This window comes from Chachezhania sediminis, assembly GCF_009765275.1.
Lineage (GTDB): Bacteria > Pseudomonadota > Alphaproteobacteria > Rhodobacterales > Rhodobacteraceae > Chachezhania > Chachezhania sediminis.
Window position 1 is genome coordinate 817,706 of record NZ_VOPH01000001.1, and the last position, 23,482, is coordinate 841,187.

General features: G+C 66.1%; 22 protein-coding genes. 7 read left to right on the forward strand and 15 right to left on the reverse strand.

From position 1 onward, the window contains the following. Window positions 1-48 precede the first annotated feature (48 nt). Entirely contained in the window at window positions 49-1,161 is a 1,113-nt protein-coding gene (locus tag FQK05_RS03835) for a zinc-binding dehydrogenase (protein WP_158964528.1), read from the reverse strand. A 519-nt stretch (window positions 1,162-1,680) separates the two neighbouring features. Between FQK05_RS03835 and FQK05_RS03840 the strand changes: the two genes are divergently transcribed. Further along, entirely contained in the window at window positions 1,681-3,096 is a 1,416-nt protein-coding gene (locus FQK05_RS03840; RefSeq protein ID WP_158964529.1) for a carotenoid oxygenase family protein, read from the forward strand. Between the two features lie 219 nt (window positions 3,097-3,315). Here the strand turns inward: FQK05_RS03840 and FQK05_RS03845 are convergent, their stop codons facing one another. From FQK05_RS03845 to FQK05_RS03855, 3 genes are all read right to left on the reverse strand, one after another. Further along, window positions 3,316-4,884 carry a trimethylamine methyltransferase family protein gene (locus FQK05_RS03845; protein ID WP_158964530.1) on the reverse strand — a complete coding sequence of 523 codons (1,569 nt, stop codon included), beginning with the start codon at window positions 4,882-4,884 and terminating at the stop codon, window positions 3,316-3,318. A 115-nt stretch (window positions 4,885-4,999) separates the two neighbouring features. Next, window positions 5,000-5,689: an HAD family hydrolase gene (locus FQK05_RS03850; RefSeq protein WP_158964531.1), complete on the reverse strand. Its 690-nt coding sequence runs from the start codon at window positions 5,687-5,689 to the stop codon at window positions 5,000-5,002. Between the two features lie 12 nt (window positions 5,690-5,701). Then, window positions 5,702-5,980 (reverse strand): DUF3572 domain-containing protein, encoded by a 279-nt coding sequence (locus tag FQK05_RS03855; protein WP_158964532.1) that lies wholly within the window; start codon window positions 5,978-5,980, stop codon window positions 5,702-5,704. A 106-nt stretch (window positions 5,981-6,086) separates the two neighbouring features. Here FQK05_RS03855 and FQK05_RS03860 point away from each other — a divergent pair, with 106 nt between their 5' ends. After that, window positions 6,087-7,463: a diguanylate cyclase domain-containing protein gene (locus FQK05_RS03860; RefSeq protein WP_158964533.1), complete on the forward strand. Its 1,377-nt coding sequence runs from the start codon at window positions 6,087-6,089 to the stop codon at window positions 7,461-7,463. Window positions 7,464-7,713: 250 nt separating this feature from the next. On the opposite strand, the gene FQK05_RS03865 is transcribed toward FQK05_RS03860, so the two are convergent. Then, window positions 7,714-8,313, reverse strand: a complete 600-nt coding sequence (locus tag FQK05_RS03865) for a superoxide dismutase (RefSeq protein WP_158964534.1) — start codon at window positions 8,311-8,313, stop codon at window positions 7,714-7,716. A 109-nt stretch (window positions 8,314-8,422) separates the two neighbouring features. Here FQK05_RS03865 and FQK05_RS03870 point away from each other — a divergent pair, with 109 nt between their 5' ends. Further along, entirely contained in the window at window positions 8,423-9,187 is a 765-nt protein-coding gene (locus FQK05_RS03870; protein WP_158964535.1) for an FkbM family methyltransferase, read from the forward strand. A gap of 15 nt (window positions 9,188-9,202) precedes the next feature. Here FQK05_RS03870 and FQK05_RS03875 read toward each other — a convergent pair whose 3' ends face one another. The 8 genes from FQK05_RS03875 to FQK05_RS03910 form a co-directional block, all read right to left on the reverse strand. After that, window positions 9,203-9,619, reverse strand: coding sequence for a hypothetical protein (locus tag FQK05_RS03875; RefSeq protein ID WP_158964536.1), 417 nt, complete (start codon window positions 9,617-9,619; stop codon window positions 9,203-9,205). A 173-nt stretch (window positions 9,620-9,792) separates the two neighbouring features. Then, window positions 9,793-10,206, reverse strand: coding sequence for a hypothetical protein (locus FQK05_RS03880; RefSeq protein WP_158964537.1), 414 nt, complete (start codon window positions 10,204-10,206; stop codon window positions 9,793-9,795). A 386-nt stretch (window positions 10,207-10,592) separates the two neighbouring features. Continuing rightward, window positions 10,593-11,165, reverse strand: a complete 573-nt coding sequence (locus tag FQK05_RS03885) for a sarcosine oxidase subunit gamma (protein WP_158964538.1) — start codon at window positions 11,163-11,165, stop codon at window positions 10,593-10,595. Continuing rightward, entirely contained in the window at window positions 11,158-14,169 is a 3,012-nt protein-coding gene (locus FQK05_RS03890; protein ID WP_158964539.1) for a sarcosine oxidase subunit alpha family protein, read from the reverse strand. The genes FQK05_RS03885 and FQK05_RS03890 overlap by 8 nt, the downstream gene beginning before the upstream one ends. Window positions 14,170-14,233: 64 nt before the next feature. Beyond that, the gene (locus tag FQK05_RS03895; RefSeq protein WP_158964540.1) at window positions 14,234-14,563 is read right to left on the reverse strand and encodes a sarcosine oxidase subunit delta; all 330 of its coding nucleotides are present in this window, start codon (window positions 14,561-14,563) and stop codon (window positions 14,234-14,236) included. Window positions 14,564-14,566: 3 nt separating this feature from the next. Continuing rightward, window positions 14,567-14,914, reverse strand: coding sequence for a TfoX/Sxy family protein (locus FQK05_RS03900; protein WP_158964541.1), 348 nt, complete (start codon window positions 14,912-14,914; stop codon window positions 14,567-14,569). A gap of 87 nt (window positions 14,915-15,001) precedes the next feature. After that, window positions 15,002-15,202, reverse strand: coding sequence for a hypothetical protein (locus tag FQK05_RS03905; protein ID WP_158964542.1), 201 nt, complete (start codon window positions 15,200-15,202; stop codon window positions 15,002-15,004). Window positions 15,203-15,374: 172 nt separating this feature from the next. Further along, window positions 15,375-16,619, reverse strand: a complete 1,245-nt coding sequence (locus tag FQK05_RS03910) for a sarcosine oxidase subunit beta family protein (RefSeq protein ID WP_158964543.1) — start codon at window positions 16,617-16,619, stop codon at window positions 15,375-15,377. Between the two features lie 253 nt (window positions 16,620-16,872). On the opposite strand from FQK05_RS03910, the gene ccmI reads away from it, so the two are divergent. The 3 genes from ccmI to FQK05_RS03925 are packed head-to-tail and all read left to right on the forward strand — an operon-like array spanning window position 16,873 to window position 18,850. Then, window positions 16,873-18,108 (forward strand): c-type cytochrome biogenesis protein CcmI, encoded by a 1,236-nt coding sequence (ccmI, locus tag FQK05_RS03915; RefSeq protein WP_158964544.1) that lies wholly within the window; start codon window positions 16,873-16,875, stop codon window positions 18,106-18,108. Beyond that, entirely contained in the window at window positions 18,105-18,575 is a 471-nt protein-coding gene (gene ruvX, locus FQK05_RS03920) for a Holliday junction resolvase RuvX (protein WP_158964545.1), read from the forward strand. The genes ccmI and ruvX overlap by 4 nt, the downstream gene beginning before the upstream one ends. Next, window positions 18,572-18,850, forward strand: a complete 279-nt coding sequence (locus FQK05_RS03925) for a DUF1289 domain-containing protein (RefSeq protein WP_158964546.1) — start codon at window positions 18,572-18,574, stop codon at window positions 18,848-18,850. Before ruvX ends, FQK05_RS03925 begins: the two co-directional genes overlap by 4 nt. Here FQK05_RS03925 and FQK05_RS03930 read toward each other — a convergent pair. Continuing rightward, window positions 18,812-19,564, reverse strand: coding sequence for a cytochrome c biogenesis CcdA family protein (locus tag FQK05_RS03930; protein ID WP_158964547.1), 753 nt, complete (start codon window positions 19,562-19,564; stop codon window positions 18,812-18,814). The genes FQK05_RS03925 and FQK05_RS03930 overlap by 39 nt on opposite strands. Before the next feature lie 138 nt (window positions 19,565-19,702). Between FQK05_RS03930 and FQK05_RS03935 the strand changes: the two genes are divergently transcribed. Beyond that, window positions 19,703-19,936 (forward strand): sulfurtransferase TusA family protein, encoded by a 234-nt coding sequence (locus FQK05_RS03935; RefSeq protein WP_158964548.1) that lies wholly within the window; start codon window positions 19,703-19,705, stop codon window positions 19,934-19,936. Window positions 19,937-20,035: 99 nt separating this feature from the next. Here FQK05_RS03935 and FQK05_RS03940 read toward each other — a convergent pair whose 3' ends face one another. Further along, the gene (locus tag FQK05_RS03940) at window positions 20,036-23,227 is read right to left on the reverse strand and encodes an Rne/Rng family ribonuclease (RefSeq protein ID WP_158964549.1); all 3,192 of its coding nucleotides are present in this window, start codon (window positions 23,225-23,227) and stop codon (window positions 20,036-20,038) included. Between the last annotated feature and the right edge of the window lie 255 nt (window positions 23,228-23,482).

Below are 23,482 nucleotides of genomic sequence, written 5' to 3' on the forward strand. Positions count from 1 at the left end.
GTTCAGGACCTTGCATCGGCCCCGAACCACCGCGTCCGCCACGCAGGATCACGACCAGGGCGTGACCAGGTATTTCTCGCCCGTCCGCATCGCGCGATAGTCGGCCACAGCGTCCTTGGTCAGCATCTCGTCCAGGTTGACGCGCGTCTTGTAGTGGCTGGCGAAGGTGGTCGTCAGGCTGTCCAGCACGCGCTTGCGCATCCGGCCGACGGTTTCGGCCCCGGCCGCCTGCAGGAACGGGAACAGCAGCCAGCCCGACAGGGTCCAGCCAAAGCCATAGCTGGGCGATAGCGTCGTCAGGCCGGTGTCGAGGCGGCCATAGATGAACATCCGCTTGGGCTGGGTCGAGCCATAGCGCGAATATTCGGTCATCCGGCCGACCGCGACCTGTTCCATCGCCTTGAAGGCCGTGTCGACCGACTTGCCGCCGCCGATCGGGTCGAAGCCGTAGAAGGCGCCGGTGTCGTCGATGGCGGCCGTCAGTTGCGCCATGAAGTCGTCGGCGGACGAATTGACGACATGGGTCGAGCCGATGCCCTTCAGCAGGTCGGCCTGGGCGTCCTTGCGGACGATGTTGACCAGGCCCAGCCCGTCCTCGTTGCAGATCCGGGTCAGCATCTGGCCCAGGTTCGATGCGCCCACCGTGTGCAGGATCGCGCCCTGCCCGTCCATCTTGGCATTCTCGGCAAAGCCCAGCGCGGTCATCGGGTTGACGAAGCCGCTGGCGCCATCCTCGGCCGTGTGATCGCCCAGGGGCAGACACATGGAGGCATCGGCAATACAGTACTGGCTGTAGGCATTGCCCGGCACACAGGATACGCGCTGGCCCATCAGGGCCTTGGCCTTGTCGCTGTCGCCGACGGCAACGACGGTGCCCGCGCCTTCGTTCCCCGCCGGCAGCTTCAGCCCGTGACGCGCTTTCGAACCGGTATTGAACGGCTCGGGCACCTTGGCCACGAACTTGCCGGGCGAATACTCGGCATTGTCGATATCGGCCGCGCCGACCAGAATGGCCAGGTCCGACGGATTGATGGGCGCCGCTTCCATCTTCACCAGGACCTGATTGCCGGTCGGATCGGGAAAGGTCACATCCTCGATCGCGACGGTCAGCGTGCCGTCCGCATCCAGTGTCGTGAACAATTGCTTGCCGGTGGTGGCCATGATGGGATCTCCAAGTTTGCGTTTCGCGATGCAGGGTACCGTCGGGCCACCGGGTCGACCCCGGGCACCCCTTGGCCAAATCACTGTCGCGCCGACGTTAGCGCTGACGGTGCCTGGGGCGCAGGGATAGCGCCGTCCGTTCGACTTGCAAAGGCTGCCCTGTCGTGACGTTCCGGCCAGACCGAATTTTCCGGGACAGCCCGACAGCCGGGGCAAGACCGCGATCTGGCCGCAAGCGGCCCGAAGACCGCCCTCTGCTGCATCCGCTGCCCGACGTCCGATGGCCCCCGCCGCCATGACATGCGGATCCGGATCCGCCCCTGCGGCCGCCGACAACGAATGTCCTGGTCGCAGGCCGGGGCCGCAGCCGGAAACGCAATCAGGTGGTCTGCCCCAGACAGGACGTTGACCCACGCCAGTTTTCCCGCAATCCTTGCCCAAAGTTTGTTCATCGCAGCGTTCCCCCCTTCCGGCGATGGCCGTCGGGCCGGTCGGAACCGAGATTAGGGAATTTTGCAGATGACCCGGACCCGCATTACGGAAACCATCGCCTGGCAGTCGGACAACCCGCACCTGACGGGGAACTTTGCCCCCATCGGGTCCGAGATCGACGCCGGCCCCCTTCAGGTAATCGAGGGTCGCGTCCCCGAGGACCTGGCCGGCGCCTATGTCCGTAACGGCCCCAATCCGCGGTACGAGCCCGCATCGTACAATTACCCGCTGGAAGGGGACGGCATGCTGCATGCGCTCCGCTTCGAGGGCGGCAAGGCCTTTTACAGCAACCGCTATGTCCGCACCAGCGGGTTCGAGGTCGAGAACCGTGCCGGGCGCCGGGTCTATGGCGGGGTGATGGCGCCGCAGCCGGTCGATCCGGCGCTGCTGGGTCCGCACGACGATCCGGAAAACCCGTTCAAGATGTCGGCCTTCATCGGCGTGCAGCACCATGGCGGCCACCTCCTGGCGACGGGCGAAGGCGAACCGGCATGGGACATCGGACCAGACCTGGAAACGCGGGGCCCCTGGACTGCGGGAACCGATACGCCGCTGATCATGGGGGCCCACAACCGGGTCCACCCGGTGACTGGCGATCTGTTCGCGCTGACCTATGACCTGGAATCCCCCACCGTGACGATGCACCATGTCGGACGCGACGGGCAGCTGCGGCGCAGTTTCGACATCGGCCTGGCCGCACCCAGCATGATCCACGATTTCGTGCTGACCGAACGCTACCTCGTCCTGCTGATCGGACCGGTCGTGTTCGATATGGAGTCGATGATGTCCGGCGGATCCTTCATCCAGTGGCGGCCCGAGATCGGCACCCGCATCGCCGTGATGCCGTTGGACGGCGGCGACGTCCGCTGGTTCGAGGCCGAGCCCTTCTTCGTCTTCCACTTCGCAAACGGTTTCGAACGCGGGGAAGAGATCGTGGTCGACTATGTCCGGCACCAGAAGCTGTATGTCGGCTATGGCGAACGCAACACCGAACCGCCGACACCGCGGCGGCTGGTACTGGACCTTGGCACGGGCCGCGTCACCCAGCAGACTTGGTTCGACCGAGTGGCCGAATTCCCGCGGATCGACGACCGTCGCAATGCGCTGCCGACCCGCTATGTCTACGCGCCGACGCTGACGCCTGCGCTTACCGGCGGCAACGGCGCCTCGGGCACGTTCAACTGCCTGCTGCGGATCGACACCGAAACCGGCGACATCCTGCCCCACGATTTCGGCAACCACATCGCAGGCGAGGCCGTCTTCATTCCCCGCGGAGAGGGTGAGACGGAAGGCTGGCTTGCCACCTATCTCTACGATCCGGAAACAGAGACGAGCGATTTCGTCCTGCTGGACGCCGACGGTTTCGGAAGCGATCCGGTCGTCCGTCTGCGCCTGCCCCAGCGCGTGCCCCAGGGCCTGCACGGCACCTGGGTCCCCGCCTAGGGCCCGGGTCCGCGTCAGAACGAGTGCCGACGGCAGCAGGCCTTGAGTATCGGCCATCCCGGGCCCGGTGCGGACCCCGATGACGGACGCGCGGACCGCGCCAGCCTTGCCCGGAGCTACCGCCCCATTTGCCGGACCCGGCCGGATGGCCCGCGACACAAGAACCCCCACCAGCCATGCCGGGCCGGCGGGGCAAGTCTTGCGGCACGTACCCCAGGATCAGAAGTCGGTCGGAGCGCCGCCTTCGGCCTTGCGACGGGCGACGAAGTCCTGCAGCTCGTCCCGGATCGCGATGTCCAGTTCCGGCGCCTCGAACCCGTCGACAATGGCGCGGAACAGGTGGTAGGCGCGCTCCGCCGTCCACACTCCCCCGGCCGCCTGCCAGCCTTCGAAGTTCTTCCAGTCGCTGAGGAAAGGCTGGTAGAACGCCGTCGTATAGCGGTCCTGGGTGTGCTGCGTGCCGAAGAAGTGGCCGTTCTGGCCCACTTCGGCGATGGTCGACAGCGCCAGTTCGTCCGTGCCCGTGGCAAAGACCTCGGGCTCCATGTAGCGCTGGATCTGCTGCAGGATCTCGCAGTCCATGATGAACTTCTCGGGGCTGGCGATCAGCCCACCTTCCAGCCAGCCGGCGGCGTGGTAGACCATGTTGGTCCCCGACTGGACGGCCGACCACAACGAATTCGACGTCTCCCACATTGCCTGACCGTCCGGCACGTTGGCGGCACAGGCCCCCGAGGCGCGCAGCGGCAGCTTGTAGAAGCGCGCCATCTGACCGGTCATCTGGGTCGCGCGCATGTATTCGGGCGTGCCGAAGGCCGGGGCGCCGGTCTTCATGTCGACATTCGACGTGAATGTGCCGAAGACGCAGGGCGTGCCCGGGCGCACGTACTGGAACAGCGCGATGGCCGACAGGCCTTCCGCCAGCGACTGCGCCACGGCGCCCGCCATGGTCACCGGCGCCATGGCACCGGCCAGCGTGAAGGGGCTGACCACCACGGCCTGCCCGCGCCGCGCCAGACGCAGGCAGCCGTCGATCATCGGCTGGTCGTGTTTCAGGGGCGAGGTCGAATTGATGTTGGTGTACATCCGGGGCGTGGCCTCGAACTCTTCCTCCGTCCAGCCGCCCGAGATGCGCACCATCTCCATCACGTCCTCGACCCGTTCCTTGCCCAGCGAATAGGCATGCAGGACCTTGTCGCCGATAGTGACCTTGTCGAAGAGCACGTCCAGGTGCCGGACCGAAGGGTGGATGTCGACCGGTTCGACCGGATAGCCCCCCGCAAAGTGGATGCAGTTGAAGAACTGCGTCAGCTTCAGCAGGTCCTGACAGTGCTGCCGCGTGCCCGGCACCTTGCGGTTCAGCGACATGTCCCAGTAGTTCGGGGGCGAGGAGACGTTGCCGAACAGCATCGTCCTGCCGCCGATGGTCAGCTTGTGATCGGGATTGCGCGGGGTGATCGTGAAGGTTTCCGGCGCGTGGGCCAGCATCTCCATCACCCATTCGCGGCCCATGCGGACCACTTCGCCCTCGACGCTGCACCCGGCCTCGCGGAACAGCTGCAGCGCCTCCTCGTTCAGGAAGGCCACGCCGATTTCTTCCAGGATCCGCATCGCGGCGTCGTGTATGGCCAGCACGCCCTCTTCGGGCATCGGCTCGATCGGGCGGTCGATGTTCTCGATCAGGCGCCAGGGCATCTGTTCGATGATCTCGGTCCCGCGCCGTGCCCGGCGCCCCGCACGACCGCCGCCGCGTCCCTTCCGAAGAACCGGATCTGCACCGTCTGCCATGCTGGCCTCCTTTGTCTGACCTGATCGACAAGGCCAGAGAGCGGGCCGGCAATCCGCCCCGATAGCGACAGTCCCTGTCGTATTTCAGCGCGGAGACCTGGGAAATTTCCGGGTGTCAGGCGTCCAGCCAGGCCGGAAGGTGACCGATGTCGGGCAGGACGGCATCCGCGAAGGGGGCCAGTTCCTCGGTCGGGGCCATGCCGGTCAGGACGCCCAGGACTCCCATGCCGGCCGCCCGGCCGGCGATCAGGTCATGGGTACTGTCGCCCACCATGACGGCCCGTTCCGGAGCGACGCCCACGGCCCGGCAGAAGGCCAGCAATGGGTCCGGTGCGGGCTTGGCACCGTGACCGCTGTCGGCGCCCGCAACGAAATGGAACCGGTCCAGCACGCCCGCTGCCTGCAGCTGGGAAAGGGCCGAAAGTTCGGCGTCGTTGGTCATGACGCCCAGTTTCAGGCCTCGCGCCGCCAGCAGGTCCAGGAATTCGGCCAGGGGGACAGCGGGGGCCAGCGGCGCCTCGGCCGCGCGCTCAGCCAGGTAGAGGTCTACCTCGTCCAGGGTCATGTGCGGCAGTCCCGCCTGCAGCAGGGCCGCCACCTCGCGGTTGGTACCGGCGATGACCGGGCTGTCCGCGGTGAAGGCCGCCGTCGCCAGGTCGAAGCGTACACGCGCAGCCAGGTCGCGTTTCAGCGCGATGTCGCCCTGCGACAGGTCCTGAAGCACGCGCGCGGCCCAGGCATTCCAGGTCGCCCCGAAATCAAACAGCGTCCCGTCCTTGTCGAAGAGAATCGCCTCGACCGTCATGGCCTGCCCCTTTCACGTCCAGTTGATCTGTGCCCCGCCCGGCAACGCCGCGCGCGCCTGCATCGGCCGTTCCGGCGGTATGCCCCTGGCCGAGGCATAGCCCAGCACCCAGGCATCGTCGAGCATCAGGAAATCCAGCACCGCGCCCAGGAATTCCGGATCCCCCGCCCGTTCCCGCAGATCGTCGACCGACGTCCCCGTAGAACCAAGGAAGGTCGGCAAAAGATCGTCCTCGGCCGCCAGCCAGGCCAGGACGTCGATGGCAAGGGTTTCGGCCGCGTCAGGCGTCATGTCGTGCTCCGGTCCAGGGTCGGGGGTGGGCGGTTTGAAAGGGTTTCTTAACCACAATCATGAAGACTGAGCCACACCATCAACGCAAGTCTCGAAAGGTCGTCACGTGCAGGGCACCATTCTGATCCTCGACGGCGTAGCCACCAACCGCATCATGCTGAAAGTCCAGTTGTCGGCGGCCTATTACCGGATCGTGCAGGGCGTCGATCTGGCCAGCCTGCCCGACCTTCTGAATCGGGCGCGGCCCGACCTGATCCTGACCGCGATGAAACTGCCGGACGGCACGGCCGCGGGCGTCAAGGCGATGGTGTCCACCAATCCTGCCCTGGCGGGCATCCCGGTCCTGGCCATCGCCGATCAGCCCGATCGCCAGGCGATGCTGAACGCCTTGGCCGCGGGAATCGACGACGTTCTGGTCCAGCCCCTGAACGACCTGGTCTTTCAGGCCCGCATCCGCAGCCTGATGCGCCTGCGCGACGGGTCCGAAGACCTGCCGCTGGACACCGGCCGGATGCTGGGCTTCGCGGAAGCGGCACCGCCGTTCACCGGACCGTCGCGCGTGGCGCTTGTCACCGCACGGCCCGAAACCGGCCTGGTGTGGCGCAGCCATCTGGAACGCGCCACCCGGCATGGCGTGCGCAATTACCGGATGACCGATGTCCACGCACTGATGCAGGACCCGGTCCCGGATGCCATCGTGGTCGAGGTGCCGCGCACCAATCCGGGCCCCGCGCTGGCGCTGCTGTCGGACCTTTGCGCCCGGTCCGCCACGGAGAACTGCGTCGTGATCGCCCTGGCCGACGGGGCCTCGCCGCAATGCGTGGCCGATGCGCTGGACCGCGGGGCGCAGAACGTCATGACCACGGGCTTCGACGCCGAGGAACTGGCGCTGCGGCTGGACCGGGATCTGGCCCGCAAGGCGCGCCGCGACCGGTTCCGCCTGACCGTCCGCGACGGGCTGCGGGCGGCAGTGCTGGATCCGATGACCGGGCTCTACAATCGCCGGTATGCCCTGCCCTACCTGACGTCGATCCTCCACGAGGCGGCCGAGAACGGCAGCGGGCTGGCGCTGATGATGGCGGACCTCGACCATTTCAAGCGGATCAACGACCGCCACGGTCATGCCGCCGGCGACGCCGTGCTGGTCGAAACCTCGCAGCGTCTGCGCCAGCTGGTCCGCCCCGCGGACATGGTCGCCCGCGTCGGCGGAGAGGAGTTCCTGATCGTGGCCCGGTCCGGCTCTCCCGAACAGGCCACGCGCCTTGCCCACCGCATCTGTGCCGAGATCAATGCCCGCCCCTTCCAGCTGCCCGGCGCGCCAGAACCGGTCCGAGTGACGATCAGCATCGGCGTCGTCGCCATCGGCCCCTTCAGCCCGAACCGTCCCGACGTGATGGACCTGATGAACCAGGCCGACCGCGCGCTCTACGAGTCCAAGGCCGCAGGGCGGAACCGCTTCAAGATGATCGAAGCCGCGGCGTGACGCGGCAGGGCCCGGCCGGGCACCGGTCTTCCCGGCGCCGGAACGCCCCGGCTTTGGCCCGATACCGTGAAAGAAAGCCCGATGGGAGCCCAGGGAGCCGGCCAGAATGCGTGCGTCCCGGAATGCCACGCAGGACGCTCCCCCCCGTCCGCCACGTGCCGGACGACCGGCGTCGTGCTTGAAGCCCCCGGAAATGCAAAACGCCCCACCGATCGGTGGGGCGTTTCATTCTTAGCCTAAAGGCCCGGGATCACATGCGCGAAGCGACGTTTTCCCAGTTGACCAGGTTGTCCAGGAAGTTGGACAGGTAGGCCGGGCGCTTGTTACGGAAGTCGATGTAGTAGGAATGCTCCCATACGTCGCAGCCCAGAAGCGCAGTCTGGCCGAAGCAGAGCGGGTTGACGCCGTTTTCGGTCTTGGTGACCTTAAGCGACCCGTCGCTGTCCTTGACCAGCCAGGCCCAGCCCGAACCGAACTGACCGGCACCGGCAGCCGAGAATGCCGACTTGAACTCGTCGACCGAACCGAAGGATTCAACCAGAGCCTTTTCCAGCTCGCCCGGCATCGCCGAGGTGCCCGGGCCCATCATTTCCCAGAACTGGTTGTGGTTCCAGAGCTGCGAAATGTTGTTGAAGATACCGTTCTGGGCCACGGCCGACTTGTCATAGGTGCCGACGATGATCTCTTCCAGCGACTTGGACGCCCACTCGGTGCCTTCGATCAGCTTGTTGCCGTTGTCGACATAGGCCTTGTGGTGCAGGTCGTGGTGATACTCCAGGGTTTCTTTCGACATGCCCTTGGATGCCAGGGCATCATGTGCATAAGGAAGATCCGGAAGTTCAAAAGCCATGTTGGGGCCCCCTGATAATGAAAGTTCGTTGTGTGTTACATGCGTCCCGGGCCTGCACAGGTCAAGTCCCGACAGCGGATCGGATGGCGCGGCCGCGTGGTCGACGGGCATGCTGACAGCGCTTAGAAAGACCTTCTGGCGGGCACAGGGCCATTATGCCGGCACCCTGGGCGGGCAGCCTTTCCTGCTTGATCCGCAGCATACCTCGTTCTGGCGCAAGTGCACCGCCGGCATGTGGGAGCCGGAGACCTTCGCCGTGCTGGACGACCAGTTGGACGGGACCCGCGACTATATCGACATCGGCGCCTGGATCGGGCCCACGGTGCTTTATGCCGCACGCCGCGCGCGCCATGTCTGGGCGTTCGAGCCGGACCGCGAGGCCTATCGTGCGCTCGCCTGGAACCTGGCGCTGAACGAGATCGAAAATGTCAGCCCCTTTTCCGTCGCCATTTCTGGCGAGACGGGGATTGCCCGCATGGCCAGCTTCCGGGGAGAACCCGGCGACAGCATGACCAGCCTGCTGAACCCCGGCGGCACGGGCGCCATGGACGTGCTGACGCTGGACTGGTCGGTCTTCGAAGGCGCGGCCGACCTGTCGAATGTGGGCTTGGTCAAAATGGACATCGAAGGCGCCGAATTCGGCGTCCTGCCCCGGCTGGTGCCCTGGCTTCAGGCGGCGAAACCGTCGCTGTACCTGTCGACCCACGCCCCCTACCTGCCAGAGGCAGAGCGTCAGGCGGCGCTGGAGCAGCTGGCCGACATGCTGGCCTTCTATCCGAATATCCGCGACGTGAAGACCGGCACCACCGGGCGCCCTGCCCTGACCGGCCCGCGTGCGCTGGAGAAGTTCCCGTCGTTCCTGCTTACAACCTGAACCGGCCTGAGCGGGTCATTCACTTCTTTTTTTGGGCGCGCAGGTCCCGGTGCCACGGTTCTGATTGTCAAAGCCCTTGACGTAGCTTGTCAGGGACAGCTTGCCGGTGCCGGGCCAGAACAGCGCCGTGTAGTCCGCCTTGGCCTTGGCGCCGTTTTTCATCGCCAGGCCCGGAACGGTCCACTTCATCTGCACCGAATTGGCGTCCCTTTTCGTGACGGCCGCGGTGATCGGCTTGTCCTGGACCGAGTGGACATACCTATCCATGACCCAGCCCCTTGACCTGGCCGCGTCATAGGAAATCCACATCTTGGCCGGAATCCAACCCCAACGGGTCTGAGCTTTCAGATTGCATTCATACAGCACGCTTGCAGCATGTACGGGCGTTGCCGCCATCCAGAGGCCGGCGAGCAAGGCAGCAGGCAGTTTCATGGGCAAGACCCTCGCGACTGACAAACTCAGACCGGCACATACCGCACGTCTTGCTCCCGGCCTGCGCTACTGGATATCCGATCGGGACGGTCGTCAACGGTGTCGTGCGCCCGCACGGCCTGCGTCTGCCTCCGCAACGCGGAAGACAGCAGCATTTCCGGCGAATAGGTCCGCTACTTCTCCTTGTACGGCGCACAGATCCCGTGGCCATTGTTCTGCATGTCGTAGCCCCGGACGATGCTCTGGACCAGGATCTTGCCTGTGCCGGGCCAGAACACCAGGAAGAAGTCCACCCTCAGATCCGTTTTGCTGCTGTTCGGGACGTTATCGACAGACCAGTCCAGCTTGATGGACTTCGCGTCCCTTTCCCGAAGCTTGGCCTCCATCGGCTTGCCGATGTCATTCTTGACATAAGCGTCATAGACCCAGGCCCAGTTCTGGGTTCGATTGAAGGACAGGAATAGAGTTTCCGGGATCCAGCCGTATTGCGTCCCGGGCTTGATTTCACACTTGTAAACAATGTCCTCGGCAACTGCGGTCGAGGCCATGACCATCAGGCCGGCGGCCAAAAGCATCCTGATCTTCATCTTGTCTCTCTCCCTCCCGGTAGGGGCACCGGATCCTGCTTGGGGCTATCACGTCATGTCGGGCGACTTTGGCGCACCTGTGCCGGGCGGCCGCCCGGCACAGCCCGGCGACACGATCCACATCACAACCAGCACGCGATCCTATTTCCAGATTTCCGAAATCAGATGTGCTGACCGGCGCAGCCAAAGGTCTAGTCCCTTCGCCGCACGATCGCCTTGCAACTGCAACTCGACCTCGCCTTTCCTCAGGAAAAAACCAGATCGAACCACAAAACGATTTGAACCCACCCCCGACACGATAACGGGAACAGGTTGCAACCCTATGGAGATTTTAACAAGGCGAAATGAACGCGGTCGCCGCAAGGGAAAGCGGCGCCCGCAGGTCTTCAGTAATATCCGACGTCGGATCCCGGCTGGGCGGCCGTGGACAGAAGCCCGAAGACATAGGGCGCGACAGACCGGAAGCAGACGATATGGGCCGTCGTCTCGCCCGTCAGCCAGATGGCGGCGGCCACCTGCGCCAGCCGGGTGCGGCGCATCCGGCCCGGGGGGCAGCCCTGAACCGACATGTCGGCCGGGGTCAGCTTGGCCAGCACGTCGCGCACAGCGGCGCCTTCCAGCCGGAACATCGCGCGGGCGTCCGACACGTCGACCGCCATGGCAAAGCTGCCGTCCAGCGTCCTTTCCATCGCGGTCAGGGCGACGCCCACCTCGTCATAGGCACAGAAGATCAGAAGTTCGTCCGGGGACATCCAGGCGATGGCCCGGTCCCCCTGGACCGAGATCATGCCGTCGTCGGGCATGTCGACGCCGCCGATGCCGATGGCCGCGTTCTTGACCGGCGCAGCACCCAGTTTGCCGCGCAGCGTGATCATGCCCTGCAGCGGCATCTCGGCCACTTCGACGATGCCGTCGTAGCGGGCGCCGTTCAGCGCGGTGACGGAAGCGATCTCAGACATTCTGCTTTGCCCCTTCGGGATCGAAGAAGACCGGATTCACGATCTTCGCGCGATAGACCTTGTCGTCGGTGCCGGGGAATTCCAGCACCTCGCCCATGCGATCGGGCCCGTGCAGGACCAGCCCCATGGCGATGCCCCGCCCCAGTGTCGGCGAGTGATAGCTGGACGTCACGCGGCCCTGCGTCACCAGCTGACCGTTGGCGTTCTTGCCCCGCCCCACGGCATAAGCGCCGTCCGGCAAGACGGATCCGTCCTCGGTCTCCAGCCCCACCAGCTTCCAGCGGGTCGGGTCGGTCATGTGGCTGCGTTCCTGCGCGCGCTTGCCCAGGTAGTCGGTCTTCTTCTTGGAAATCGCCCAGTCCAGCCCCAGATCCTGCGGAATCACGGTGCCGTCGGTTTCATCCCCGATCATGATAAAGCCCTTTTCGGCCCGCATGATGTGCAGCGCCTCGGTGCCATAGGGCATCACTCCGAAGGCCTTGCCAGCCTCGACCAGCTTTTCCCACAGCGCCAGGCCCTGCCCCGCGCGCACCGCGATTTCGAAACTGAGCTCGCCCGAGAACGAGATCCGGTAGACCCGCACACCGATCCCGCCCAGTTCGCCATCGGCCCAGGCCATGAAGGGCAGCGTTTCCGCCGACAGATCCATGCCCCCCAGGCTTTCCAACAGCTGTCGGGCCTTGGGGCCGACGACCGCGATCTGGGCATATTGTTCCGTCAGGTTGGCGACGTGGACTTTCCAGTCCCACCATTCCGTCTGAAGCCATTCCTCCATATGGGCATGGATCCGGTCGGCCCCGCCGGTGGTCGTGTGGCACAGCCAGGCGTCCTCGCCCACACGTGCCACGACACCGTCATCGATCAGAAAGCCGTTTTCCGAACACATCAGGCCATAGCGGCAGCGGCCGACCTTCAGCGTGCTCATCATGTTGGTATAGAGCATGTCGAGGAAGCGACCCGCGTCCGGCCCCCTGACCAGGATCTTGCCCAGCGTCGACGCGTCCAGCAGGCCCACGTTGTCACGGGTATTCGTGACCTCGCGCTGGACGGCCTCTTCGACCTTCTCGCCCTGCTGCGGATAGGCATAGGGCCGCCGCCACTGGCCGACCGGTTCCCAGTCGGCGCCGTGAACGTCGTGCCAGGCGTGCATCGGTGTCATGCGGACCGGCTGAAAGATGTCGCCGCGTGCCGAACCGCCGATGGCGCCGATGGAAATCGGCGTATAGGGCGGACGGAACGTCGTGGTGCCGACCTGCGGGATGGGCTTCTGCAGCGCCCCGGCCAGAACCGCCAGACCGTTGATGTTCGACAGCTTGCCCTGGTCGGTCGCCATGCCCAGCGTGGTGTAACGCTTGGTATGTTCGACGCTTTCGAACCCTTCGCGGGCGGCCAGCTCGACGTCGGAGACCTTGACGTCGTTCTGGAAATCCAGCCAGCTTTTCGACTTCAGCCGGTATTCCGCCCTGGCCGGCATCTGCCAGACCGGCAGCATCGCGGCCTCTTCGACGTCTTCGGCAACCGGCACTTTGGGCGCGCGGCCCTTGCCGCCGGCGGCCTTGGCAGCGCGGGTGCCGGCCGCGGCCCCGTCCTGCAGGACCGATCCCAGCGCCATCGGCCCGCTGGCACTGCCCGCGGTGGTGACGAAGGGCAGACCGTCGGCGCCGGTGGGCGCCTTTGCGGGATCGGGGCGAAAATGGGCCTGGGCGTCGTCCCACACGAGCTTGCCGCCGCAATGGGACCACAGGTGCACGACCGGGGACCAGCCGCCCGCCATGGCCACGGCGTCGCAGTCCAGCGCCTCCATCGCGCCGCCGGTGCCGGTGGTCACACAGATCTGGACCTTCTTCACCCGTTTGCCGCCGGACACCTTGCCGATGCCGCGCCCGCAGTCGATGCGCAGGCCCAGATCGCGGGCTTCCTGCATCAGGGCGCCGCCCCCGGCCTCGCGCGCGTCGAGGATGCGCAGGACGTCGAGGCCCGCCTTCTTCAGCACGATCGCGGTGCGATAGCCGTCGTCGTTGTTGGTGGCGACGACGATCCGCTGGCCGGGGACCACGCCCCAGTTGACCAGATAGTCGCGCATGGCCGAGGCGAGCATGACGCCCGGCACGTCGTTGCCGGCAAAAGCCAGCGGCCGTTCGATGGCGCCGGTCGCGGTCACGATCTGTCTGGCGCGGATCCGCCACAGGCGGTGGCGCGGGCCTTCTGCATCGGGCGCATGGTCGGTCAGGCGTTCGTAGCCCAGGGCATAGCCGTGGTCGTAGACGCCCGCGCCCATGGTGCGGGTCCGCAGGGTGACGTTCCGCATCGCCTCCAGTTCGGCGACCGTGGCATCGATCCACTCCTGCGCGGGCATCCCGTCGATCTTGCCCCCGTCGACCGGGGTGCGGCCGCCCCAGTAATGGGTCTGTTCCAGCACCAGCACCTTCAGCCCCGTCGCGGCGGCGGCCTTCGCGGCCGCCAGGCCCGCGACACCGCCGCCCACGACCAGGACGTCGGTGTGGACATGGAAATGTTCATAGGAGTCCGGATCGGCCTCGGTCGGTGCGCGGCCCAGGCCCGCGGACTGGCGGATGAAGGGTTCGTAGACGTTCTTCCAGAAGGCGCGCGGCCACAGGAAGGTCTTGTAGTAGAAACCCGCCGGCAGGAACCGCGCGATGGCCGCGTTCATGGCACCGATGTCGCTGTCCAGCGTCGGCCAGCGGTTCTGCGACACGGCGGTAAGCCCGTCGAAAAGCTCGGTCGTGGTGGCGCGCTGGTTCGGCTCCATCCGGTTGCCATGGCCCATGTTCACCAGCGCGTTCGGTTCTTCCACGCCCGAGGCCACGATGCCCCGCGGCCGGTGGTACTTGAAGGACCGGCCGACCAGCATCCGGTCCCCGGCCAGAAGGGCCGAGGCCAGCGTGTCGCCCGGGTGACCGGTGAAGGTCTTGCCGTCGAAGGTGAAGGTCAGCGTCTGGCTGCGGTCGATCAGACGGCCGCTGTCGTTGTGGCGGTAACTCATGTCGTGCGGTCCCGGCCGTGGCGGTGAAGGGGAGTATTTGGAAAGAGAAGAAGCGGGAGGCGCATCATCCGAAGAGCCTCCACGACCAGCCGGGGCGCGCGCCGCTGATCTTGTCGCAGATGGCCTGAGGCGGCGCCGAGGTCTGGGCGGGATAGGTGCCGTAGACCTGCAGGGTCTGGGTGCAGCGGGCGGCGTGGAACCACTTGCCACAGCCATAACTGTGCCGCCAGCGTTCGAAATGGACGCCCTTGGGGTTTTCCCGCTGGAACAGGTAGGCCTCGAAGGCGGCATCGTCGCTGCCCGGCGCTTCGCGGGTCAGGTGCGCCTCGCCACCCGGGGTCAGTTCCGTTTCGTCGGCCGCGACGCCGCAATAGGGACAGGTGAGGATCAGCATGTCTTACGTCTCCTTCGGCGGCAGGCCGGCCGCATTGGCCAGCGCCATTCGGGTCAATGTCAGGCGGGTGGGTTTATCGGCAAAGCCGTCGGCGGACAGACGGACGAAGCCAGTCATGGTGCGGGCGCCCATCTGCGCCGGGCGGGTTCCGACCAGCGCCAGCGCCTGCGCTTCGGCCGTCTTGCCGGGGCGGTAGATCGCGCCGTCCTTAATCATCCCGCCCAGCATGTTGCCGCGCAGCAGGAAGCAGAGGCCGCCAAACATCTTCCGTTCGGACAATCCGGCCCCGGCGGCGGGCTGCGCCGCGAAATCGGCGCGCATCGTGTCTGCGTGTTGCTGGGAATAGGCCATCACAGGGCCCCCATACGTGCCAAAGGGGACGGGCACACGCAGTGCCAGCCCCCTTCGGTTCCGATCCGGGGTCGTGAAGTCAGCGGATCAGTTGTCGCCGGACGTGTCGACTTCGCCGGTGATGGCATTGCCACCCGGCAGCTCGATCCGGATATCCGGCCGGTCGTCGGACGGCATATCGCCGGTGAAGACGAGATAGCCCAGGGCCAGGACGGCAACGACGACCCCGCCCAGGACGAAGGCCATGAACGAGGGGCCGCGAGCACTGTGCTGTGTCTGGTCTGACATGCGCTTCTCCTACAACTGCTGATGGTTGCAGAGTGAACGCGGTATGCAGGCAGAGTGTTCCCGTTCGCATGCGAGCAATTGGCCGCAACAAGGGCGCGAAGGCTGTCCTGCCCTTCCGTTTCCGGCAGGGGAACGGGGCCCGAAGGGGATGGAAACGCGCCGAAACGGTTCATCAGTGCGCCACCCCCGCGGCGACGCTTTCGTCGATGAAACGGCCCGCGCGGAAACGGTCGAGCGAGAAGGCCTCGCACAGCGCGCTTTCGCCCGTGGCCATCAGTTCGGCAAAGCCCCAGCCCGAGCCCGGGATCGCCTTGAAGCCGCCGGTGCCCCAGCCGCAGTTGATGAAGATGTTGTCCACCGGCGTCTTCGACAGGATGGGAGAGCGGTCGCCGGTCATGTCGACGATCCCGCCCCACTGGCGCAGCATCTTCAGGCGCGACACCATGGGGAAGGTTTCGATCAGGGACCGAACGGTTTCCTCGATATGGTGGAACGACCCGCGCTGGGTGTAATTGTTGAAACCGTCGGCACCGCCACCAATCACCATTTCGCCCTTGTCGGATTGCGACATGTAGCCGTGGACGGTGTTGGCCATGACGACCACGTCCATACAGGGCTTGATCGGTTCGGACACCAGCGCCTGAAGCGCCACGCTTTCGATGGGCAGGCGAAAGCCTGCCATCTGCGCCAGCACGCCGGAATGACCGGCGACCACGATGCCCAGTTTCTGGCAGTCGATCTCGCCCTTTGTGGTCGACACGCCGCGGACGCGGCCAGCCTCGGTGCGAATGCCGGTCACTTCGCAGTTCTGGATGATGTCCATGCCCATGGCCGAGCACGCCCGGGCATAGCCCCAGGCCACCGCGTCATGGCGCGCCGTGCCGCCGCGTTCCTGATACAGGCCGCCCAGAACCGGATAGCGCGGGCCCTTCAGTTCGATGATCGGGCACAGCTCCTTGACCCGGGTCGGGCTGATCCATTCGGTGTCGACGCCCTGAAGCTTGTTGGCGTGGGCCGTGCGCTGATAGCCGCGGACTTCGTGATGGGTCTGGGCCAGCATGATCAGCCCGCGGGGCGAGAACATGACGTTGTAGTTCAGGTCCTGGCTCAGCGTCTCGTAAAGGCTGCGCGCCTTTTCATAGATCGCGGCCGACGGATCCTGCAGATAGTTCGACCGGATGATGGTCGTGTTCCGGCCGGTATTGCCGCCGCCCAGCCAGCCCTTTTCCAGGATGGCGACATTGGTGATGCCGAAATTGCGTCCCAGGTAATAGGCCGTGGCCAGCCCGTGACCGCCGGCGCCGACGATGATCACGTCATAGTTCTTGCGGGGTTCAGGCGCGGTCCACGCGCGGTCCCAGCCCTTGTGGGCTCGGAAACCCTCGCGCGCGATGGCAAAGGCGGAATAGCGTTTCATTCGGGCGGGCTCCAGCACACGGACAGGTCGGGCGAAAGGCAGGGCGCTGCCCCCGACCCAGTCGGGTTCTAGCGCCGTCCCGAGATTGACCGATGAAGAAGGACGCCACAATATCGACCGCTTGCGACATCCTGCGCCTTCGTCATTTGCCCTTTCGTCCCCAAGTCGCCATCTGTAGACGATTGGCACCCGTGTCGGCCCCGTTCCGGCCCCGGTCTGGCGGCGTGCAGAAGGCGAAGTGGACGGAGAGGCAATGACATTCTGGATCGTATGCATCGGCCTGGCCCTGGTATCGGCCGCACTTCTTGCATTGGCGGTTTTGCGCCCACGCCGGACCGAAGGCCCTGCCGCCGCCTATGATCTGGAAGTCTATCGCGCCCAGCTGAAAGAGGTGGATCGCGACCTGGCCCGCGGCATTATCGCCGAGGGCCAGGCGAACCGGGTCCGGACCGAAATCTCGCGCCGGATCCTGGCCGCCGACACCGCGGCACAATCGGAAAGCGACGCATCGCGCGGCCCGGTCTGGGCCACCCGGGCCGGCATTGCCGCCGTGGTCGTGGCAGTCGTGGGCGGCAGCCTCTGGCTTTACGAGGATCTGGGCGCGCCGGGTTACGGCGACCTGTCGCTGAAACACCGGATCGCGATGGCCGAGATTGCCCGCCGGTCCCGTCCGAACCAGGCGGCGGCCGAGGAAGCGACCCCGCCCTCGCCCCCCATGGTCGAGGTGACGGGCGATTATCGCGACCTGATCGAACGCCTGCGCGCGACCACCGCCGAACGGCCCGACGACCCGGAAGGCCAGGCCCTTCTGGCCCGGCACGAGGCCAATCTGGGCAATTTCGTCGCCGCCCATCAGGCGCAGGCACGGCTGATCGCGCTGAAAGGGGCCGAGGCCACGGCGGCCGATCATGCGACCCAGGCCGGTCTGCTGATCCGGGCCGCCGGCGGCTATGTCTCGCCCGAGGCCGAGGCCGAGCTGCGCCGCACCCTGGCCGCCGATCCGCAGAACGGGGCCGCGCGATACTACTGGGGCCTGATGCAGCTTCAGACCGGCCGGCCCGACCTGGCCTTCCGCCTGTGGGAGCAGCTTCTGGAAGACAGCACCCCCGACGCCCCCTGGACCCCGCCGATCCGCGCCCAGATCGAAGAGGTCGCGATGCGCGCCGGCGTCGATTACAGCCTGCCGCCGCTGGGCGATGCCGTCACCCGCGGGCCGACCGCCGCCGACGTCGAAGCCACGGCCGGCATGTCGGACGAAGACCGCGGCGCGATGATCGAGGGCATGGTCAACAACCTGTCGGAACGGCTGGCGACCGAAGGCGGGCCGCCCGAACAATGGGCGCAGCTGATCCGCGCCCTGGGCGTTCTGGGAGATACCCAACGCGCCATCGCCATCCGGGACGAGGCAATGGGCGTCTTTGCCGGCGATCCGGCCGCCCTTGGCCTGATCGGCGATGCCAGCGCGGGCCTGCCGGAGGGTGCAGAGTGATCTTCGACCCGTTTGAAACCCTTGCCGAAAACATCCCCACCGGCCGCGCGCTGATGGGGCTGGATCTGGGCGACAAGACGATCGGCGTGGCGGTGTCGGACCTATTCCATTCCGTGGCCTCGCCGCTGGAAACGGTGCGGCGGAAGAAGTTCACGCTGGATGCCGAGGCACTGCTGAAGATCATTGCCAACCGCCAGATCGGCGGCGTCGTCCTGGGCCTGCCACGGAACATGGACGGGTCCGAAGGGCCCCGCTGCCAGTCGACGCGCGCCTTCGCCCTGAACCTGTCGCGCAAGACCGACATTCCCATCGGCTTCTGGGACGAACGCCTGTCCACCGTCGCTGCCGAACGCGCTCTGCTGGAGGCCGACACCTCGCGCCGTCGCCGGGCCGAGGTGATCGACCATGTCGCCGCCGGCTACATCCTGCAGGGCGCGCTGGATCGTCTGCGGGTTCTGCGGTCATGACCCGACGCGGACGAAGCGCGAAGGAGGAGGTCTGGTCCCGGAAGGAAATCGCCTCTCCTTGCGTGCGAGTCTGCGTCCTGCACCCCGAAGAAAAGATCTGCATCGGCTGCTATCGCACGGGCGAGGAAATCGGCCGGTGGTCGCTTCTGACCGACGAAGAACGCGCAGGCCTGATGAAAGAACTGCCGACCCGCGCCGCCAGCCTGACCCGGCGCCGCGGCGGCCGGGCGCGCCGGTCAGCCGAGCGTCGCCAGGCCCGGGAAGGTTTCGAGTAGCCAGAAGCTGAACCGGGTGAAGACGCCCGTCACCAGCGCCACGCCCACCAAGAGCAGAAGCCCCCCCATGATCCGTTCGATCAGCTTCATGTGGCGCTTCATGCGATTCATCAGCTCCATCGAGCGGCCGATGAACATTGCCGCCAGCAGGAATGGCAGGCCCAGCCCCGCGGCATAGACCGCCAGCAGCACCGTGCCCCGCGCGACGGAAGATTCCGAGGCGGCCAGCGACAGGATCGCGCCCAGCTGCGGGCCGATGCAGGGCGTCCAGCCAAAGGCGAAGGCCAGACCCAGCACATAGGCGCCAAGGGCCGATCCGCCGCTTTCACCCGCATCCAGCCGCGCCTCGCGGTCCAGGATCGGGATCCGAAAGACGCCCAGGAAATGCAGGCCGAAGATGATGACCACCCCACCCGATATCTTGGCGAACAGTTCCTGATTCTTCAGGAAGAAGTGTCCAAGGGCGGATGCGGTGAAACCCAGGAACAGGAACACCGTCGACAGGCCCAGCACGAAGCACAGGGCCGTCCAGGTGGCGCGCCTGCGGGCCGCCGCCTCGGTCGTCATGTCGTTCAGGCTGACGCCGCTCATGTAGGCCAGGTAAGGCGGCACGATGGGCAAGACGCAGGGGCTGAGGAAGCTGATGACCCCAGCCACCAGCGCCACCAGCATCGCCGGCAGAAGGGCCGCGTCGAAGATGTCGATTCCGAACATGGATAAAGCCTTAGGCCAAAGCCCGGGCGCCGTCACGCGGCTGCCGGTCACAAGGCCGTGGACAGGGCGAAACATCGCAGCCCATGCCGACCGCGAAACCCGCTTCACGGACGCGGGGAAAGGATCTATGCCGAGCCCATGACCGAGATTGCCGATCACCTGGATGCCACTGGCCTTCTGTGCCCCCTGCCCGTCCTGAAGGCCCGCAAGCGGCTTCAGGCCCTGCCCTACGGCGCCGTGCTGAGGATGGAGGCGGACGATCCCGCCGCCATCATCGATGTCCCGCATTTCTGCGCCGAGGCCGGCCATGCCCTTCTGTCACAGGACGAGGACGGCGGGCGTCAGGTCTACCTGATCCGCAAGGGCGGCTAGCCCTCCTTCCAGTCCTCTGCAGCCCTGCCCAAGAAAGCAGACTGGCCGGCCACCTCCCGGTGCCGGCCAGCCGCAATTTTCGTCCTCAAGGCGTCAGGCTCAGCCCAGCGACCACCAGCCCCGCCGCTTGGGCTTGGCCGGTTCGTCATTCGCAGGCTCCGCCGCCACCGTTTCGGGCTCGGCCGTTTCCGCTTCGGCCGTTTCGGTTTCGGCCGTTTCGGTTTCTTCGGTCTCGGCTTCGGTCGTCTCTGCCTCGGCTGCCGGCTGCACTTCGGCGACCGGTTCCTCGGCGGCGTCCGTTGCAGGTTCCTCTGCGACCGGTGCTTCGGCGACAGCCTCTTCCACGACAGCCTCTACCGCGACGGTCTCCTCGGCAGCGGAAGCGTCCTCCGCCTTTACGGCCTCGGCAGCAACCACGACCGGTGCCGCTTCGGCGATAGCCGGAGCCGCTTCGGCTTCTGCCACTCCTGCAGCCGGAGTATCGGCGGCCTCTGCCTCGACCGGTGCCGGCTCGGCTTCCGCCTCGGCATCCTTCTTCTTCCGGGACGAGCTGCGCGAAGCGCGGCGACGCGGCTTGGGCTTCGGTTCTTCCTCGGCGGCCTCTGCCTCGGCTTGAGCCGGTGCCGCTTCTGCCGGTGCGGCTTCCGAATCAGCGCTATCGGCTGCGGTCGTTTCCACCACCGCTTCCTTTGCCGCAATTTCCTCGGCCGCCGTTTCCTCTACCGCAGTCTGGGCGGCTTCGGCGGGGGCGTCATCGTCATCCGACCCATCGGAATCGTTGTCGTTGCCGTCGTCGTCCCCGTTCTCGTCGTTCTGACGGTCGCCGTTCTTGTTCGACCGGCCACGCCGACGCCGACGCCGCTTCTTCTTCTTCGGCTGATCGTCGGACCCGTTGTCGACATCGTTGTCGGTGTCGGTATCGGTGTCGGTATCGGTTTCCTGCGTCTCGGCCACGTCCTGTTCTTCCTCGATCTCCTCGATCTCGGGTTCTTCAGGGTCGAACTGGGCCGTGTTCACCGACACTACCGGCGCCGAGGGCACCGGAACCGAACGGGTCGCCTGCTTGAACTTCTCCATCTCGAAATCCGGGCTGACCAGGTGCGGATCGCCTTCCACGCGGACCGCCATGCCGTACCGCATCTCGATATGCTCGATATGCTCGCGCTTGGCGTTCATCAGGAAGTTGGAAATGCCCACCGGGCAGCGCACGAGAACCTCGCGCGAGCGGCCGCGGACGCCCTCTTCCTCGATCTGGCGCAGAATAGACAGCGCCATGTTGTCGTCCGACCGGATCAGGCCCGTGCCGTGGCAATGCGAACAGGGCTGGGTCGTGGCTTCCAGCATGCCCGGACGCAGACGCTGGCGCGACATCTCCATCAGGCCGAAGCCGGAAATGCGGCCGACCTGGATCCGCGCGCGGTCCGACTTCAGCCTGTCCTTCATCCGCTTCTCGACGGCGGCGTTGTTCTTGCGCTCGTCCATGTCGATGAAGTCGATGACGATCAGGCCGGCAAGGTCGCGCAGGCGCAGCTGGCGGGCCACCTCGTCGGCGGCCTCCAGGTTGGTCTTCAGCGCTGTTTCCTCGATAGAGGCTTCCTTGGTCGCCTTGCCCGAGTTCACGTCGATGGCGACCAGCGCCTCGGTCACGCCGATGACGATATAGCCACCGGATTTCAGCTGAACCGTCGGGTTGAACATCGCCGCCAGGTAGCTTTCGACCTGGTAACGCGCGAACAGCGGCAGCGGATCGGTGTACTGCTTCACATTCTTCGCGTGGGACGGCATGATCATCTTCATGAAGTCCTTGGCGTTGCGGTAGCCCCGCTCGCCTTCCACGAAGACCTCGTCGATCTCGCGATTGTAAAGGTCGCGGATCGAACGCTTGATCAGGTCGCCCTCTTCATAGATCTTGGCCGGCGCGATGGATTTCAGCGTCAACTCGCGGATCTGTTCCCACAGCCGCTGCAGGTATTCGTAGTCGCGCTTGATCTCGGCCTTGGTGCGCTTGGCGCCCGCGGTCCGCACGATCAGGCCCGCGCCCTTCGGCACGTCGATCTCGGCCGCGATTTCCTTCAGCTTCTTGCGGTCGACGGCATTGGTGATCTTGCGGCTGATGCCACCGCCACGGGCGGTGTTGGGCATCAGGACGCAATAGCGGCCGGCCAGCGACAGGTAGGTGGTCAGCGCGGCACCCTTGTTGCCCCGCTCTTCCTTGACGACCTGCACCAGCAGGATCTGGCGGACCTTGATGACTTCCTGGATCTTGTAGCGGCGCGGACGCGGCTTGCGGGTCGGGCGGATGTCTTCCTGGTCGTCGTCGTCGGAGACGGCCTCGATGGTGTCGTCCTTGGACGCGGCGTCGTTGCGGCGCTTGCGCGAACGGCTGACCGACCGGCGGCCGTTGCCGTCGTCTTCCTCGGCCTCGTCCGGCGAATCGGCGGAAGCATCCGAAGCGTCCCCATTCACGGCTTCCGCGGCCGGGGCTTCTTCGGCGCTTTCTGAAGACGCGTCCTCCGATACTTCCGCCGGAGCGTCCTCTTCCACGGCCACTTCCGCCAGGGTCTCCTCAGTCTCGGCAGCAGCCTCGACCGGGGCCTCCCCTGCCGGAACTTCTTCTGCCGGGACTTCGGCCGCAACCGTCGCATCGGGCGCCGTTTCCGCGGCCACCGTCTCCGATTCGGCCGCGGGCATCTCTTCCGGGGCAGCCTCGAGGGTCGCTTCCGGCGTCACTTCGGCCGGCGTATCGCTGACCAGCTCTGCCGCGTCTCCGTCCTCGGCGCCCAGGTCGATGGTCTCCATCCCGCTGATCTCGCGGGATTCGCCCTCGTCCTTCGATCCGGGTTCCTTCGACTGGGTCGGATCGTCCGACGTGACCTTGGCAGCCTGCGTCTTGGACGAAGAGGACCGCGAACGCGAGCGCGAACGCGATTTCTTCGGCGCGGGCTCTGCCTCGCCGTCGTCCTCGACCTCGTCGTCTTCATCGCGCGAACGCTGCGCCTCGGCGTAGGCGCGCTCTTCCTCCATCAGCGCCTCGCGGTCGGCGACGGGGATCTGGTAGTAGTCGGGATGGATCTCCGAGAACGCCAGGAAGCCGTGACGGTTTCCGCCGTAGTCCACGAAGGCCGCCTGCAGCGACGGCTCCACGCGCGTCACCTTGGCGAGGTAGATGTTGCCAGCTAGCTGGCGCTTGCTTTCGGATTCAAAATCGAACTCCTCGACCTTGTTTCCGTCCACCACCACGACGCGGGTTTCTTCCGCGTGGGTGGCGTCGATGAGCATTTTCTTAGCCATTGATCCTTGATGCACAAGCGCAGACACGCGCCGGGCCCGGGGGGCCTGACGCGTGTGCGAATGTGTCTTGTCCGGGCGATGTCAGACGCGGCGCGGCAGGCCTGGGGCTGTGCCCTGCCTGTCCTGATCTCGATCACTTGCGCGCGCGTCATCGCGGTTCTTCTCCGACAGACGCTGGCGCTTGCGACGCCCGGCCTGCCCATTTCATACCTCGACCCGTCCGGAATGCGGCACCGGGTCTTGGCGCTCGGGCGA